Origin of the sequence: Nocardia crassostreae (assembly GCF_001613405.1) — a bacterium.
In the GTDB taxonomy this organism is placed as follows: domain Bacteria; phylum Actinomycetota; class Actinomycetes; order Mycobacteriales; family Mycobacteriaceae; genus Nocardia; species Nocardia crassostreae.
Genome location: NZ_BDCH01000030.1, coordinates 101,980 through 118,082 on the forward strand (window position 1 = coordinate 101,980; position 16,103 = coordinate 118,082).

The following is a 16,103-nucleotide window of genomic DNA, read 5'->3' on the forward strand; positions in this document are numbered from 1 at the left end:
GCAGCCGGGAATCGCGGCAGAACCTGGATACCTCAACGGCCGGGCCTTCTGATCGGCTCGGTCCGATAGTCGGGCAGGCGACCGACCGGCATGCGATGGCGGCCGCTCGGGGTGGGTCGGCGGTGGCGGCCCCTGCCCGCGAGGACGGGCACGGGTTCGGTGACGAATTCGTCGGGTGACGAAGCCGGAGTGCGTTGCCCGGCGGTGGAAGTCATGCGGTCGAGCAGGTGGAGGGCCAAGGTGGCGAGGGCGCCGATAATGATCAGACCTGTCCATACCGCCCAGTCGGCGTGGACGGTACGCGCCGCGCCGACGACCGCACCGGTGGCGAGGTTTCCGATGAGGATGCCGACGCCGACGATGGTGTTGTAGAAGCCGTAGTGGGTGGCGACCAGGCGGTTTCCCGATAGGGCGACAACGGTGTCCATCTCGAAGGGGAAGACCGCCGCGGTGCCGACGGCCAGGAGGGCCGCCGAGAGCATGAGTGCGGCGATCGCGGCGGGAGTGCCGAAAGGTGTTGGGCCGGAAACTATTGCCAGCGGCAGGAAGGATGCCGCGAGCACGGCCATACCGGCTACCAGGCTGCGTCCACTGCCCCAGCGGGAGCGCAGCCAGGCGGTGATGCGGAGCTGGCCCGCGACCGCCACCACACCGGAGATGACGAATACGGCTGAGGTGACCGCTTGCGCGTGGTCCGGGGCGAGGTGCTCGGCTTGCAGTGGCAGGGCCAGGTAGACCTGGAAGGACAATACGTACGAACCGATCATCGCCACGGAGAACGCCACGAAACGCCGGTTGGCGACAATGGTGCGCCAGTCCTCCAGGACCGAGGTCCGCGACTCCGGCTCGGCCGCGCGGCGGGTCGGCAGGGCGAACAATTGCGCGACCGTCAGCGCCGCGAAGACGACGGCGGCCGCGGCGGCGGTGACACGGAACTCCAAGGCCATCAAGGCGAGTCCCACCAGCGGGCCCGCGAGGATGCCCGCCTGGTAGAACATATTGAAGATCGCGAACGCCTCCACGCGCCGGTCCCCTGCCTCGGCCGCCAGGTAGGCGCGCACCGCCGGATTGAACAGTGCGCCCGCGAATCCCGTTGCCGCCGAGGCGATCAGCAATCCGGGCAGGGAGTCGGCGAACACCAGCAAGGCGAAACCGGCGGTGCGCAAGAAGCATCCGGCCACGATGAGCGGCTTGTAGCCGAGACGGTCGGCGAGGGTGCCGCCGAGCAGGAACATGCCCTGCTGGGAGAAGTTGCGCACGCCGAGCACCAGGCCGACGGCCCACGCCGCCAAACCGAGTGGGCCCGCGAGGTATCCGGCCAGATACGGCATGAGCATGTAGAAGCCCAGGTTGATGCCGAACTGGTTGATCATGAGCAGGCGGGCGGCGGTGTCGAAGGCGCGGAATCGCGCGAGGACCGTCACGATGCGTGCTCCTGGGCGCGGGCACCGGCCGCGAATGGGGTGGGAGCTATGACGGTGGTGCAGCGGGTCCAGGTGCTGACCTGCTTCTGCGTGGGATGGTCGATGACATCGGGCTCGACGGGCGGTGCGGCGGTGAGCAGTCCGTGCTCGGTGCAGTAGGCGTCGTTGTAGACGGTGTCGAAGTACCGGTGCGGGCCGTCCGGGAAGACCGCCGCGATCCGGGTATCGGGGGTGTGGGTACTCGCCACCCAGCCCGCCACCAGTGCGACCGCGCCGACGCTCCAGCCGCCGCTGGCATGGTAGTTCGACGCCAGGGTGCGGCAGGCCCACACCGCCTCTGCCGGTGCGACCCAATGGATTTCGGCGAACGCCTCGTAGTCCACATTGCGCGGGTGAATGCTGGATCCCAGGCCGCGCATGAGCCGCGGCCCGGCGGCCTGGCCGAAGATGGTGGAGGCCACCGTATCCACGCCGACGAGTTTCAGATCCGGGTTGAAGCGGCGCAGCACCCGGGCGACTCCGGCCGAGTGGCCGCCGGTGCCGACGGCGCACACCAGCACATCGACGCGGCCCAGCTGATCGACGAGTTCGAGCGCCAGGGATTCGTATCCGGCCACATTGTCGGGATTGCCGTACTGGTCCGGGCACCACGCATCGGGCTCGGCGGCGAGCAGTTCGGCGACCCGATCGCGGCGCGCCTGCTGCCAGCCGCCCACCGGATGCGGTTCGGCGACGAGATCCACGCGCGCCCCGTAGGCGGCGAGCATGCGCGCCACGATCGGCTCCAGGCCGGGATCGGTCACCACCGTCACCGGGTGCCGATAGACCAGACCTGCCAGCGCAAGCCCCAATCCCATTGTGCCGCTGCTGGATTCGACGATGCGGGCGCCGGGCGCGAGCTCGCCGCGCAGTTCGGCGCAGCGCACCATGTGCAGGGCGGGCCGATCCTTCATACCGCCGGGGTTGAAGCCCTCGAGCTTGGCCCAGAAGCCACGGCCGGGCGCGGCGAGCGGCTCGCCGACCCACAGCACCGGGGTATTGCCGACCAGGGCGCGCGGTTGCCGGGCCGCGCCGGGCGCGACCACCACCGATTCATCGGCGAGCGAGGCGAATTTGTCGAGCAGGACCTTGTCCATGGGTGTCGCTTTCTGTATCGGACCGTCCGCGCGGGGACGGGCCGGACGTGTGCGGGCAGCGGACACCGGTCGGCGGTTTGCCCACGCCGACCTGGCGCTGACCGATCAGCGTCGGGCGATACAGAGGCGCGTCAACAGCATTCGGCCGCTGACGACGGGAACAACGCGGCCCGGCGGACCACGCACACCGGGCGGGCCGGGCGACTGGGCCGCGACGGCGAACAAGGCGAGCGCGAGCAATGACAGCAGCAGGTGCAGCGACGCCGCGCTCCCGTTCTCACCGGGAACCGCGGTTTTCACGCAATGTTCCAGATGCGGCGCGCAGTCCTCGATCTCACCGATCACATCCGTGGTCCCGTCGGCGGCGTAGCCGACCGCGACGAGAGCGGCGGGCGCGGCGGCGTGCTCGTGCCCCTCCGCCCGGAACAGGGTGCAGTCCGCCAGCAGGACCACCAGCAGTGCCACGACGCCCCCGGCGGCGACGGCGGGCCGTCGGCGGTTCCGGAGCGCTGCTCCCACCGACGCCACCTCCTGCCTCGAATCCGTTTGGCCGAGCATTGTTTTCGGGCGAACGAACCTATTCGGTGCCGCGTGATCGGCGGCCTCGCACCAATCTACTATCCAAGTACGTACTTTGCCGCGAGGGTGTGAGCCGGAGCACCACTACTTCGGCTTGGACCGCGACAGTTTGCGCAGCGCGGCACGCAGGCCGTCGGATTCCTCGGGGCTCATCTGCTCCACGAAATGCGCGAGCACCAGTTCCGAGCGACCGTCGCTGCCCAGCGCCTCACGCATCAACTGCGCGCTGTACTCCTCACGGGTCAGCGACGGCCAATACCGGTAGGCCTTGCCCACGCGCTCGCGTTGCAGCCAGCCCTTGCGGTGCAGGTTGTCCATGGTGGACATGACGGTGATGTAGGCGATATCGCGTTCGGCGGCGAGTTCGGTGAAGACCTCACGGACCGCCGTCTTCTCGGCGCGGTCCCAGATCCGTTCGATCACGACCGCTTCCAGCTCGCCGAAGCCTCGCGCAGCCACGTTGACGTCTCCTCACCTCACGACACGGCCGATCCGCACCCGCGTACGGACTACTGCCCCGGTGCGTAGTACCCGATCGTAGGACGGCGCCCGTGTCGGCTCAAGCCGACGCGCCCGAGCCGGGAACCTCGACCGACCGTCTACGTTCTACGTACGTAGACAGTAGTATCGTCCATCGGGGGCGCGATTCGCGCAACCGGAAGGGAGCATCATGTCGGCCCGGAATTTCCCCTCGGCACTCACCCGGCGCGGATTCCTCGCCCTCGGGGCCGGTGCGGCGGCGGCCGTGACGCTCGGCGCGTGCGCGAAGAACACCGGCGGCGGCCCCGTCCAGCCGGATTCGGAGGCGGTGCGCAGGGCCGAGGCCGCGCGGCGGGCGGCGAACGCGCCGGTGCGCGAGGTGGCCTTGCGGGCCGAGCCGTCGACGGTGGATCTGGGCGGGGTGCAGGTGCGGACCTGGACGTACGGCGGGCAGCTGCCGGGCCGGGAGATCCGCATTCGCAAGGGCGAGGTGCTGCGGGCCGAGCTGAGCAATGGGCTGCCCGCGCCGACGACCGTGCACTGGCACGGGATCGCCCTGCGCAACGATATGGACGGCGTCCCGGATGTCACCCAGCCGGAGATCGATCCGGGCGGGTCCTTCCGATACGAGTTCACCGCGCCCGATGCGGGGACCTACTTCTTCCACCCGCATGTCGGGGTGCAGCTCGATCGCGGGCTGTACGCGCCGCTCATCGTGGAGGATCCCGAGGACGGGCGCGACTACGACTTGGAAGCGGTTGTGGTGCTCGATGATTGGCTCGACGGCGTGGACGGCCGCGATCCCGACCAGCAGCTGCGGCAATTGCGGGAGCAGGGCATGGCCGGGATGGATATGGGCGGCATGAACGGCTCCGGGATGGCCATGCCCGTCGACCCGAACAATCCGCTCGGCGAGGACGCCGGGGATGTCACCTATCCCCACTATCTGATCAACGGCCGCATCGGCGCCGATCCGGTCACCGTCACCGCCCGGCCCGGGCAGCGCATCCGTTTGCGGATCGTGAATGCCGCCTCCGACACCACCTTCCGCGTCGCGGTCGGCGGGCACACCATGCGGATTACGCACAGCGACGGTTTTCCCGTGCAGCCGCTGACCGCCTCGAGCCTGCTCATCGGCATGGGCGAGCGGTACGACGTGGTCGTCGAACTGGGCGACGGCGTCTTTCCACTCGTCGCCGCGGCCGAAGGCAAGAACGGCCAGGGCTTCGCGCTGCTGCGCACCGGCGGCGGCGCCGCACCGGCGGCCGATGTGCGACCGGCCGAGCTGGCGGTCGCGCCCATCACCGGAGATCGGCTCGTAGCAGCCGAATCCGTGCGTTTCGCGCAGCGCACGCCGGACCGGACCCTCGACGTCTCACTCGGATCCGATATGACCAAGTACATCTGGACCATCAACGGGAAGGCATTTCCCGAGCAGGCGCCGCTCGATATCGACGAGGGGCAGCGCGTCCGGCTGCGCTTCGTCAACAAGTCGATGATGTCGCACCCGATGCACCTGCACGGGCACACTTTCCAGGTCGTCAATGCCGCCGGAAACGGCCCCCGCAAGGACACATCCATCGTGCTGCCCATGCAGACGGTCGAGGTGGATTTCGACGCCGACAATCCGGGGCAGTGGTTGATGCACTGCCACAATATCTATCACGGCGAATCCGGCATGATGGCCGTCGTCTCCTACCGGAGCTGACCGGCGGCTACTCGGCGATGCGGTGGCCCGCCTCGCGCAGCGCGTCCGCCGCCGCATCGAGCCGATGCTCGGGCACCAGCACCAGATCGGCATGGTAGGTGGAGGCCACGAACACCGAAATCCTCGCCTCGGCCAGCGGCCCGACCAGAGCCGCCAGCATGCCCGGCTGGTCGAGTCCGTGCGAGTCGTCTCCGTAGAACCCCTTCCACCGCTCGCCATCGGCCCACGGCGGGGCCTCGCGAACCACGGTGAGCCCCTCGGGCGCTCGCACCAACGCGATCCATTCGTCGTCCTCGGGGAAGGTGGAGTTCGGCAGGTGCTCCACCACGAACTGCGAGGGAACGATGCGCAGGCGCTGGCTGGTCATCCCGCCACCGTAAGCGGTGTGGTGTCTCGGTTGACCAGGTACTCCGGGCGCGGGGTCGGGTTCCGGGGCAGGTTGTGGGCGTCGTTGTAGGTCATGATCAATAGCCGGCGTGGGCGGGGTTACATATTGGGCGCCGATCCGTGCACGACCTCGGGGTGGAAGATCACGACCGAGCCCGCGGGGGCTCGGACGCTGCGCATGCCGTGGCGCTCGACCAGTTCGGCGAGAATCTCCGGGCTGAGCGAGACGTCGTTGGAGTCGACGAAGTCGTCGGGTTCGCTGCCCGCGGCGCGGTCGTCGCGGAGCAGTCCGGTGGTGTGCGAGCCGGGTATGAAGATCAGTGGAGCGTTGAATTCGGTCGAGTCGTCGAGCAGCAGCCCCATGGTGACCATGCGGGGTGCGGAGAGCTGGTCGGCGAGCCGCCAGGCGATGTAATCCTGGTGCCAGCCTTGTGTTTTACCGCCGAACGCCGATTTGGTGTTGACCTTCATCTGGTAGAGGTAGAGCTGTTCGGCGACCAGTTGGCGTGCGGGTTCGAGCAGGCGCGGTGAGCGGGCCAGTGCGGCGAACTCGGGCAGTCGATCGTGTAAGGCGAACAGGGTGGCGACCTGATCGGAATCCGGCTCGAGGAAGCGATGCGGCGCCGGGTTCGCGGCGTCGGATTCGTAGCCTGCGCGTAGGTCCTCCACCTCGGTCATGCTGAAGAGACTTTCCAAGACAAGGAAACCGTCTGTGCGGTAACGGTTTATCTGATGCTCATTGAGCTGCATATACTCCACCTCGACGGGAACGGAGCCGCGTCCATCATGGCAACTGGTCGCCGTCGGCGGTGCCGATCTCGGGAACCTCCGATTCCGCTGCCCCACAGGCCTTGTCGGCGAGGGTCCGCAGATCGTCCAGCAGCCGTTGCGCGGCCTCGGTCGAATCGGCGACACACACTGCGCCGAACTTCCCGAACGTGGGCAGCGCGCTGAGCAGGTGCAGCACGACTCCCTGTTTTCGGATCGGGTCGTAGTGCAGTGGGGAGTGCTCGACGGCGGCGATCAGCTCGCGCGGACGCAGCATGCGGTAGCGCTCGGAGACGATGCTGTCGGCGGTCAGGTAGACGCGGCGTTCACCATCGACACGGAGTTCGCCGTCGGCGTCGGGGATGGCGCCGAGCAACGTGGTGGCGAGATCGAAGCCGTGGCGGGTGCCGGTGGCGCGCATGTTCAATTCGCAGCCGTAGACGACCCAGCGGCCGCCGCGGGCAACCGCGATGAAGTCGACGCCGTAGTCGCCACGCTCGATTCCCTTGGCGCACAGCGCCTCCCCGACGCGAAGTCCATAATCGACCAGTAGCGCCCGATACGGTTCGGCCGCGGGGAAGGTGCAGCCGAGATAGGTTTGTCCATTGGCGGCGAGTAGCTGTTCGTGGGTGGAGACGGCCTGCGGTCCGTCGGGTGTGAGCCGACCTTGGAAACTGGGGCTGCGGAATTCGTCGCCGGTGATGAGTTCCTCGGCGAGCACATCCGATTTCGTCAGGGCGGCGGTGAATCCCGGCCAGCCGAGTAAGGGGTCGACCAACTCGGCCCGCGGCAGGCTCGCCGCGATAGCCGCTGGCAGGTCCGTCGCCGCGGCGGTGTGTTCGTCGACCTCGAACAGCGCGTTACCCAAGCCCGCGCCCGCGAACTCGGTGCTGTCGAGTTTCAGGACGAACCGGCGATGCCCCGACCGCACCATGGGAGCAAGGGCAACCGCCAATTCGTCGATACTCGACGCGAGCGCGCTCGCCGCCGCGACCGGTATATCCAGCGATCGAAGCAGCTCCCGGCCCGCGGCCTTGGTTCCCCAGTGGATGGCCCGTGACGGGGCCTGATCGGTGACGACGCCCAGCCGGTCCGCGAACTCCTCCAGGATCCGGGATGGCTCGAAGGAAGCGAGCATGGCTGTGCGCCCGGCGCGACGCTCACCTTCCACCATGTCCCGCAGCTGTTTTCGGGCAATAGCGGCATCGGGGTTATCGGCGTCGACCAGCTTCTCGCTGAGCCAGCGCGAGGATCGATCCTCGATCGGCAGCATGGTCACCCGCTCCCGGACAGGTCCGGCGATCTTCTCGGTGGTGGTGGCCATGCCCAGTCAAAGGAAGTACTCGACCTGGTCCTCCATGTCCACCATCGCGGGCGCCGTAATACAGACGACCGATCCACCCGTCCGGTGCAGCGCGGCAACGATCGCCGCGCCGATCGGCCGCTCCGGCAACAGCACCGCCCCCGCCAAACGCTCCAGCAAGGCCGCACTGCACTCCCGGCTCTGAACGCAGATCCGCAGCGGAAATTGTTCAGCCACAGGCCGCACGGAAGGCATGCCGACGGCGCTACCGTCAATAGTTGTTGTGCAACCGGCTATTTCGCTCCATGCTCCCAACGCTTCGCCCGTGACCAGCGGTGCACCGGACCGTAGTGTCACGGGAATGAGTACCAGCCCAAGGCAGATCGCCGCCGAGAACGAGAAGATCGCCGACAATGGGAGCTATCGGACCCGCGCCGGAGTGCACGTCGATATCCGCACGGCCTTGAATGCCGCGTGTGCCGGGACCGTCTCCTACTCCCCCACCGACGATGTCACCGGCGGGCCGCTCGGACCGTTCACCGGCACCGTGGAGGTGACCGCCGAGGGCAGCGTGACCGCGGCGCTGCGGTTGCACGACTCCGGCGGGACGTCCGTCGCCGTACTGAATTTCGCGTCGGCCCGTAATCCGGGTGGCGGGTATCTGCGTGGCGCGCGGGCGCAGGAGGAAGATCTGTGTCGCAGTGCGCTGTTGTATCGCTGTCTGCTGGAAGCGCCGGATTATTATGCGGCGCATCGCGCGTCGGCGGATCTGCGCTACAGCCATCGGGTGATCTTCTCGCCCGGCGTGCCGGTGATCCGGGATGAGCGCGGTGAGCTTGTCGCGCAGCCGATTCCGGTGTCGTTCCTGACCTCGCCCGCGCCCAATGCCGGGCAGTTGGCGCTGCGTTCGGATGGGCCGATCTCGGTGCGGGCGGTGCTGGCCGAGCGGGCGGAACGGGTGCTGGCGGTCGCGGCGCGCCACGGGGTGCGCGAGTTGGTGCTCGGCGCGTGGGGATGCGGGGTGTTCCGCAATGATCCGGTCGAGGTGGCCGAGGCGTTCGATCTCGCCCTGCGGCGGCACGGGGCGGCGTTCGACCGGATCGTGTTCGCGGTCTGGGACCGGAATCCTGTGTCGGCCAACCGATCCGCTTTCGCCGCGCGGTTCGCGGGGAATCCGGTCTAGTCGATTCGGACGGTCACGGTGGCGACGACGGCGTCGGTGCGGGCGCGCAGGGTCGCGGCCAACACCGGACCGCGCGGATTGTGCAGCAGGCGATGCCAGGGGCGGCGGGGTTCGAGTTGGGAGAGGACGACGATGACGCGCCTGCCCTCGTGGGATTGCTTGCGGACGTAGCCGACGAGGGTGGCGACCAGGCTGCGGTGCGGAGCGGGGAGCACGATGAGGGGGATGCCGGGATTCCAGCGTTTCCACTGTGCGCTCAGGTGTTTGGTGGAGGCCGGATCGATTTCCGCTGCTACCGCGATGATTTCGCCGCCCATGTCGGCGGCCGCGCACAGGGCGCGGGCGGTGACCTTGCTGACCGCGACCACCGGCACCACGATCAGAGGGCGGCCGGGATCGGGCAGCGTCTCTCCCGGCGCGGGGACGCGGCCGAAGCCGAGTTCGGCGGCCACCTCCTTGTAGTAGTTCTCGGTGCGGGCGAACAGCACCACCAGCAGCGGGATGATGATCAGCAGCAGCCAGGCGCCCTCGGTGAACTTCTCGACCAGTAGCACCACACCCGCGACCGCGGTCAGGAGGGCGCCGAAACCATTGAGCGCCAGCCGGTATCGCCAGCCCGGGCCGCGCTGGCGCTGCCAGTGCCGGACCAGGTCGACCTGGCTGATGGTGAAGCCGATGAAGACGCCGATGGCGAAGACCGGCAGGATGCGGTGGGTGTCGGCGTCGACCGCCACCAGGACCAGTCCTGCCACCACCGCGACGGCCGCCACGCCGTAGCGGAAGACGGGGCGTTCCGAGCGCATGGCGAACAGGGTCGGCACACGACGGTCCTTGGCCAGCAAGGACAGCAGCACCGGCAGGCCACCGAAACTGGTGTTGGCGGCCAGGGCCAGCACCAGGGTGACGAGGAGGTTCGTCAGGTAGAAGGCCCAGCCGGTGCCGAAGGCCGCGGCCGAGAGCTGCGCCAGCACCGTCACATCGCCGCGCGGCGTCACCCGGTGCTCGCGAATGAGCCAGGCGAGGCCGAGCAGCATGGCGCCCAGGAGGATTCCCAGGCCCACCTCGGTGCGCTGCGCGCGGCGCACGGGCGGCGTCCGGAAGGCGGGCACCGCATTGGCAATGGCCTCGACACCGGTCAGCGAGGAGCAACCGGCCGCGAATGCCTTGAGCAGCAGGACGATTCCCACCGCTTCGATCGGATCGATCGGTCCCAGGTCCTGACCGATGACCGCCACCGGTTCCGGGCGCAGCAAGCCGACCACGATGACCGCGCCGATCGCGAGGACGAACAACAGGGTCGGGCCCATCAGGGCCTTGGCCGATTCGGCGATCCCCGCGAGATTGACCGCCGCCAGCACCACCAGCCCGATCAGCGTGATCTGTAACAGGTGCGGGGCCAGCACCGGAAACGCGCTGGCGAGGCTGGCCGCACCGGCGGCGAGGCTGACGGCCACGGTCAGCACATAGTCGACCACCAGGCTGGCGGCGGCCAGCAGGCTCACGCCGCGGTCGAGTTCCTTCTTCGCGACCGCATAGCTGCCGCCCCCGTCCGGGTGCACCGCGATCACCTGCCGATAGGACACCACGAGCACCAGCAACAGCACGGTGATCGCCGCCGCCACCGGCAGTGTCCAGGTCACCGCCGCCGCACCGGCCGCCACCAACACCAGCACGATCGCTTCGGGACCGTAGGCCACGCTCGACAGCGCATCCAGCGATAACGCCGCCAGACCGCCGAGCGCGGTCAGCCGATGCTCGTCCCCGCGCTGCGCCGCCCGCAGCCGCCGATCGGCGATTCGCGGTTTGCCCGTCCCGGTTTCCGGCGTGTGCACCACGCCGACCATTCAACGCGGCGCTCGATCCGCAAACGATGAGCGACACGGCCGTTCGGGCGCCCACCGCGAACAATTCGGTGGTCCCCGCGACCCGATCCACCTACCGTTGCCCCCGAAATGAACACCTACGAAATCAGGGCCGACTTCGACCGCAACACCGTCGTCGTCTATCAGGCCTACAACGAGGCCATCGCCACCCCCGCGGTCACCGCGCAACGCTTCGTTCCCCCGTTCTCCCGCGGCCGCATGACCTGGATCAAGCCGTCCTTCCGCTGGCTCATGCACCGCAGCAACTGGGCCCGCGAAACCGGCCAGGAACGCATCCTCGCCGTCCGCATCACCCGCGCCGGATGGGATGAAGCGCTGTCCCAGGCGATCCTGACCAGCCCCGAGAAGCGCGTCTACACCGACGCGAACCAGTGGCGAGCCGACTTCAAGCACGCCCACGTCCACGTCCAGTGGGACCCCGAATACTCCCTGCGCGGAGCCAAACTCGACCACCGCAGCATCCAGGTCGGCCTCTCCCGCCACATCATCGACCGCTACGTCGACGACTGGACCGTGAACATCCGCGACCTGACCCCCGTGGTCCACAAAATGTCCGCCCACCTCCGCGACGGCCACGCCGATCGCGCCAAAGCCCTACTGCCCCCGGAGAAGCCGTACCCGCTCCCCGCGACCCTCGCCGCCAGGATCGGACTGCGCTGACGGGTAGGGCGCGCGCAGCGCTTGACCCTCCCGTCACGGGAGACTTCAAGCTGATCGCACCATCAAGATCAGGAGCGACCGTGATTACTGGAATCTTCCCCACCATCTGCGCCGACGATGTCCCCGCGACGCGCGACTTCTACACCGGGCTGCTCGGGTTCAAGGTCATCTTCGACAGCGGGTGGTACGTGCAGCTGGAAGCGCCGGACGAAGCCAAGGCGCAGATCGGGATCGTGGAGCGTGAGCACGCCACCGTGCCAGCGGCCTTCCGCAATCGTCCGGCGGGAGTGCTCATTTCCGTCGAGGTCGACGATGTGGATGCCACTCACGCGCAGGCCGTCGAACGCGGGCTCGAGATGCCGCTGGAGCTGCGGAGCGAGGACTTCGGTCAGCGGCACTTCATGACCGTGGATCCCAGCGGGACCCTGGTGGACATCATCACCAACATTCCGGTCACCGGCGACTACGGTACGGATCCGGACGGCGCGAACTGACAGTTCGCCTCGAACCCGCATGAAATCAACGGGTTTCGGCCCGCGGCCATCGGGTTACCCACTCGCACAGAAGCGAAGTCCGGGGGGAGCAATTCGCTATGGCACAGCCGAAACCTTTCCGCAGGAACCGAATCGTCGCGGGGCTGGGATTTCTCGCACTGCTGGGCGTGGTGGGATTGATCGCCCGGCAAGGGTTGCCGCACGACGACACGGTGCTGAGGTGGGGCGACGACGTGGTGGCGCCGGGTGATTGGTGCCGGGAGATCGGCGGGCAGAATCGCGAGGGGTCCTGCGGAACGCTGGCGCAGCGCGAGACCCGGCCCGTCGGCATCGTCGCCGGATATCTGATTGTGGCCGGGGTGGCGGTTCCCGTGCTGTTCGGCGGGGCCACCTATCTGGTGATCCGGGCCCGGCGGACCTACCGGATCATCGATGACATCCCGGTCCTCGATCTGAATGCCGAACTCCTCGCGCACGACCGGCGGTTCGGGAATCTGCGGCAGAGCTTCCTGCTCGTCCGGGGGGCAGGGCTCTGCGGCTACGACCGGGTCGTGGTCGCCCACTACGCGGGCGGGCTCGTCCGGCAGGACAACCGGCGGCCGCCGCGGGCCTACACCTGGCCGCAGGTCTCGGCGATCCGCCGCATCGGACGCGGGGCCGGTGAATACGAGCACATCCTCACCTTCGCCGACGACACCGCCCTCCCGGTGCGCGGCGCCTACCGGGAACCCGCCATCGGGGTGGGGCTGGACACCGAATCGCGCTTCGCCGTCTTCCTGAAATGCCTGCCCTAGATGGGCTACCTTGGCGTATCGGCGAACTGGAGGTGCTCGTATGGTGGCCGTCATCGGCGCAGGCATAGCCGGATCCGCGCTGGCGGGCGCGCTGGCCCGGCGCGGTGAATCCGTGCGGTTGTACGAACAGCAGCAATCCGGTTCCGAGGGCGGCGCGTTCCTGTTCATCGACGACCGCGGCCACCGCGCCCTCGGCGAACTCGGCGTCACCGAGGCCGCCATCGACGCCGCCTCGTATCCGGTCACCGGCGGACTCACCTACACCACCAGCACGGGGCGGTCCAGCGCCATGACCGGACGGGGGCACCGATTCTGGCTGCGGCGCAACCTGATCGGGATGCTCGCCGAATTCGTCGCCGACTCGGGGGCGGAAATCCATTACGGCACACCGATTACCGAGGTCACCCTCGACGACGGCGGCTGCACGCTGCACCACAATGGCTCGGCCACGGTGCTCGACGACGATCTGATCGTGGCGGCGGACGGCATCGACTCGGTCGTGCGGGGCCGCGCTGGAACCCGGACGGTCCGCCGAATACGCCGGTGATGTCGTGTTGTACGGGATGACCACCGAACCGGTCACGCTGCCGACCGAACCCGCGACACTGCACTTCTTCGCCGAGATGACCGCCGCCGGTCCCGGCAGCACGCTCGGCCACATCTGGCGCCCCGGTGATCCGGCGGCCCTGTGGTTCCTGCGGGTTCCGCGCCCGCCGCTGCCCGGGAACCGGGACGATATCGGCCTGCGGCCGGTGGCCGAATGGGCCGAAACCATCGCCGCCGCAACGCCGTCCAATGCAGCGCTGCTCGAGCCCCTGCTCGCGGCCACGGAATCGGTGCATGTGAGCAATGCCCGCAATGTTCCGCTCACCGAGGCGGCCGCACCCGCGACACCCGTCCTGCTGATCGGCGATGCCGACCACTCCATCACCCCGGCCGCCGGCGTCGGCGCCCGCGACGCGCTCGAGGACGCCTACGCGGTATTCCAGGCCCGCCTCGAATCCGCCTCGCCCGCCGAGGCCATGGCCGAACGCCGGGCCCGCATGCTCGCCGATCGGGAACTCGCCCTCCGGGCCCGCCCCAGCACGAACGCCCGCTGACGGCGCCGCGCTGAGGCGATTACCCGGTTCAGATGCTGCCGGTGGTCGACGTGAACAGACCGAGCAGCAATTTCAGCAGGCTGATTCCCATTCCGGCGGAACCACTGGAAAGGAGCGAGGATCCGCTGCCGAGCGTATTCCCGCCGTCACTGGGACGAGGCGCGGCGGCAAGGTAATTCACGGCATCGACGGCACTGAGTAGAGTTGACATATCTCGAACCACCTGTCTTGAAACCAATTCGAACAGATAAGGCATTCGATCGAAGGTGCCTGGATAAAAGTAACAGCCACACCGCAATTCGCGACTCCCCAGTCATTCCCCAGTCGAAAAGCGCCCGGCGCCATGGTTTTACTTGAATATGAAATACATGTCGGGTACCCATCTGTCGCTACGTTGCGCGGTCACCGCGGTCGTCGCCGCCGGGCTGGCCACCGGTTCCGGCGGCGTCCATACGCCGGAAGCGCTGGCCGCCGCGCCCCCGGCCTGCGCGGCGACCTTCAATCTGTTCATCCCGGGCACCTGGGAAACCGACGAGGTGGCCGACCCGGCGCGCCCCGTCGGCATGCTCGGGCCGATCGCCGAGACCATCCAGCGCGAACAAGGCGGGAATGCCGCCATCTACTTCACGCCGTATATGGCGCGCGCCTTCGACAACAGTCACACCTACGCCGACAGCAAGGCCACCGCGATAGCCAATGCCCAGCAGGCATTACGCGATTACCTCGGCCGCTGCCCGGAGGCGCGTTTCACTCTCACCGGCTACAGCCAGGGCGCCGACGCGACCGGCGATCTCGCCTCCGCCATCGGCAACGACCGCGGACCGGTGCCCGCCGATCGGGTGCTGGCCGTGGGCCTGCTCGCCGATCCGGGTGCGGGCACCCCGGGCGAGGATGTCATCGGGCCGCGCCCGCCCGGCACCGGTATCGCCGATCCCCGGCCGCTGGGCATGGGCGCGCTGTCGGGCCGCGTCTCCTCGATCTGCCATCCCGAGGACCTGTACTGCGCCATCCAGAAGGGCGACAATCCCCTGCTCGGGTTGCTGGGCTCCATCCTGAGCACCACCCTCAGCGGCGCGCCGGGCACACCGGGTGACGCACCGGATGAACAACTTGCCGCCGCCCTGACCTCGGACTTCTCGGCCGCGGATCTCCCCGGAATACCCGCCGCGATCGGCGATCTGAGCACCGGCCTCGGCGCTCCCGACGGCATCGACCTGACGCGGGTGCGCACGGGCGCGGATCTGCTGGCGCGGACCCTCGGCCCGCTCGCCGAACTGATCGACTCCGGCGCGACCGGCCCGGCGGCCCTGCACCGGCTCGCCGCCGCACCCGGCGGAACACCCGAGCACGATGCGAGCTCGATCCTGGATGCCGCCGGGCGGTCCGATCTGCCCGGGGCGCTGTCGGCGGCCGAGACGGTCACCTCGACCGTCGACGCCCTGCTGGGCAATGGGATTCAACGGCTCCCGTCGAACTCGCCGGATGCGCTCGCGCTGGCGACGGCCGCCGATGATCTCACCGCGGCGATCGCGACGCTGACGGCGGTTCCCGCGGACATCCTGCGCTCCGCGGCGGGCGTGCTGGCGCAGCTCGAACCCCGCATGCTGGTCGACCAGACCCTCGCGCTCGTCACCCGCCTTGCGGCACTGCACTTTCCGGGCATTCTGCAAAACCTGGCGCTGCTGCCGCAACGGCTCGCCGCACTGGACGGGGCGGGTGTCCGCGAGGTCGCCGCCGCGCTGGGCACTCAGCTCCAGCCGCTGGCGGACCTCGCCGATACCGTTGATCTGAACTGGATTTCGCAGGTCCTGACCACCGTGCCGGATGAACAGGGCTACACCTCGACCATCGCGTCGGCGACCTCGGCCCTGGCCGATCTCGAGACCGCCCTGCTGGCCGACGATCCGGAGGCCATTCAGGAGATCACCTGGCCGGACCTCGACGAGCTGCTCGGCGCGCTCACCGGACTGACCGCGTTCGAAGGCACCGATCTGATCACCCTCGTCAACGACGGCCTCAGCGCCGCATCGTTTTTCGCCTCCGGCGCGCACGTGTCCTACGGAACCCTCGTGGTCGACGACACCGGCCGCGATGCCCTCCGGTGGCTCGGCGACTGGCTGAACCAGCGCATCGGCAGCTCGGAGTGAACCTCGCCCACGACAAGAGGCCGGTCCCTCGGGGACCGGCCTCTTCTTTGCCGTCAG

General features: G+C 68.6%; 18 protein-coding genes. 8 read left to right on the top strand and 10 right to left on the bottom strand.

Annotation, left to right across the window (positions count from 1 at the left end; genetic code table 11):
- Positions 1-32 precede the first annotated feature (32 nt).
- The 4 genes from NC4_RS30385 to NC4_RS30400 all read right to left on the bottom strand — a co-directional run bounded on the left by NC4_RS30385 (position 33) and on the right by NC4_RS30400 (position 3,598).
- Positions 33-1,373, bottom strand: coding sequence for an MDR family MFS transporter (locus tag NC4_RS30385; protein ID WP_084529931.1), 1,341 nt, complete (start codon positions 1,371-1,373; stop codon positions 33-35).
- Positions 1,374-1,420: 47 nt separating this feature from the next.
- On the bottom strand, positions 1,421-2,560 hold the full coding sequence (locus tag NC4_RS30390; protein WP_084529921.1) for a PLP-dependent cysteine synthase family protein: 1,140 nt from the start codon (positions 2,558-2,560) through the stop codon (positions 1,421-1,423).
- A gap of 105 nt (positions 2,561-2,665) precedes the next feature.
- A complete protein-coding gene (lpqS, locus tag NC4_RS30395; protein WP_157555322.1) occupies positions 2,666-3,079 on the bottom strand; it encodes a putative copper homeostasis (lipo)protein LpqS in 414 nt (137 codons plus the stop codon).
- Between the two features lie 144 nt (positions 3,080-3,223).
- On the bottom strand, positions 3,224-3,598 hold the full coding sequence (locus NC4_RS30400) for a BlaI/MecI/CopY family transcriptional regulator (protein WP_067545078.1): 375 nt from the start codon (positions 3,596-3,598) through the stop codon (positions 3,224-3,226).
- Positions 3,599-3,809: 211 nt separating this feature from the next.
- Here NC4_RS30400 and NC4_RS30405 point away from each other — a divergent pair, with 211 nt between their 5' ends.
- Positions 3,810-5,327: a multicopper oxidase family protein gene (locus tag NC4_RS30405; protein ID WP_067545081.1), complete on the top strand. Its 1,518-nt coding sequence runs from the start codon at positions 3,810-3,812 to the stop codon at positions 5,325-5,327.
- A gap of 7 nt (positions 5,328-5,334) precedes the next feature.
- Here the strand turns inward: NC4_RS30405 and NC4_RS30410 are convergent, their stop codons facing one another.
- The 4 genes from NC4_RS30410 to NC4_RS30425 form a co-directional block, all read right to left on the bottom strand.
- Positions 5,335-5,694 carry an ACT domain-containing protein gene (locus NC4_RS30410; RefSeq protein ID WP_067545084.1) on the bottom strand — a complete coding sequence of 120 codons (360 nt, stop codon included), beginning with the start codon at positions 5,692-5,694 and terminating at the stop codon, positions 5,335-5,337.
- Positions 5,695-5,813: 119 nt separating this feature from the next.
- Positions 5,814-6,464 carry a phytanoyl-CoA dioxygenase family protein gene (locus NC4_RS30415; RefSeq protein ID WP_157555323.1) on the bottom strand — a complete coding sequence of 217 codons (651 nt, stop codon included), beginning with the start codon at positions 6,462-6,464 and terminating at the stop codon, positions 5,814-5,816.
- Between the two features lie 34 nt (positions 6,465-6,498).
- Positions 6,499-7,806, bottom strand: coding sequence for a peptide ligase PGM1-related protein (locus NC4_RS30420; RefSeq protein ID WP_067545090.1), 1,308 nt, complete (start codon positions 7,804-7,806; stop codon positions 6,499-6,501).
- Between the two features lie 6 nt (positions 7,807-7,812).
- Positions 7,813-8,022: a hypothetical protein gene (locus NC4_RS30425; protein ID WP_067545094.1), complete on the bottom strand. Its 210-nt coding sequence runs from the start codon at positions 8,020-8,022 to the stop codon at positions 7,813-7,815.
- Positions 8,023-8,146: 124 nt separating this feature from the next.
- On the opposite strand from NC4_RS30425, the gene NC4_RS30430 reads away from it, so the two are divergent.
- A complete protein-coding gene (locus tag NC4_RS30430) occupies positions 8,147-8,968 on the top strand; it encodes a TIGR02452 family protein (RefSeq protein ID WP_067545097.1) in 822 nt (273 codons plus the stop codon).
- Here NC4_RS30430 and NC4_RS30435 read toward each other — a convergent pair.
- Positions 8,965-10,803, bottom strand: a complete 1,839-nt coding sequence (locus NC4_RS30435; protein WP_245722036.1) for an APC family permease — start codon at positions 10,801-10,803, stop codon at positions 8,965-8,967. The genes NC4_RS30430 and NC4_RS30435 overlap by 4 nt on opposite strands.
- A 117-nt stretch (positions 10,804-10,920) precedes the next feature.
- Here NC4_RS30435 and NC4_RS30440 point away from each other — a divergent pair, with 117 nt between their 5' ends.
- From NC4_RS30440 to NC4_RS30460, 5 genes are all read left to right on the top strand, one after another.
- Positions 10,921-11,511: a DUF4291 domain-containing protein gene (locus NC4_RS30440; RefSeq protein WP_067545102.1), complete on the top strand. Its 591-nt coding sequence runs from the start codon at positions 10,921-10,923 to the stop codon at positions 11,509-11,511.
- 80 nt (positions 11,512-11,591) lie between these two features.
- A complete protein-coding gene (locus NC4_RS30445) occupies positions 11,592-12,005 on the top strand; it encodes a VOC family protein (protein ID WP_067545106.1) in 414 nt (137 codons plus the stop codon).
- Positions 12,006-12,103: 98 nt separating this feature from the next.
- Positions 12,104-12,799, top strand: a complete 696-nt coding sequence (locus NC4_RS30450; protein WP_067545109.1) for a hypothetical protein — start codon at positions 12,104-12,106, stop codon at positions 12,797-12,799.
- A gap of 40 nt (positions 12,800-12,839) precedes the next feature.
- Positions 12,840-13,346 carry an FAD-dependent oxidoreductase gene (locus tag NC4_RS30455; RefSeq protein WP_067545112.1) on the top strand — a complete coding sequence of 169 codons (507 nt, stop codon included), beginning with the start codon at positions 12,840-12,842 and terminating at the stop codon, positions 13,344-13,346.
- 16 nt (positions 13,347-13,362) lie between these two features.
- Complete coding sequence (locus NC4_RS30460; RefSeq protein WP_067545115.1) at positions 13,363-13,899, top strand: hypothetical protein; 537 nt, start codon at positions 13,363-13,365, stop codon at positions 13,897-13,899.
- A gap of 28 nt (positions 13,900-13,927) precedes the next feature.
- Here NC4_RS30460 and NC4_RS30465 read toward each other — a convergent pair whose 3' ends face one another.
- On the bottom strand, positions 13,928-14,155 hold the full coding sequence (locus NC4_RS30465) for a hypothetical protein (protein ID WP_157555324.1): 228 nt from the start codon (positions 14,153-14,155) through the stop codon (positions 13,928-13,930).
- Positions 14,156-14,267: 112 nt separating this feature from the next.
- Between NC4_RS30465 and NC4_RS30470 the strand changes: the two genes are divergently transcribed.
- Positions 14,268-16,046 (top strand): cutinase family protein, encoded by a 1,779-nt coding sequence (locus NC4_RS30470; protein ID WP_067545231.1) that lies wholly within the window; start codon positions 14,268-14,270, stop codon positions 16,044-16,046.
- The last annotated feature ends 57 nt before the right edge of the window (positions 16,047-16,103 follow it).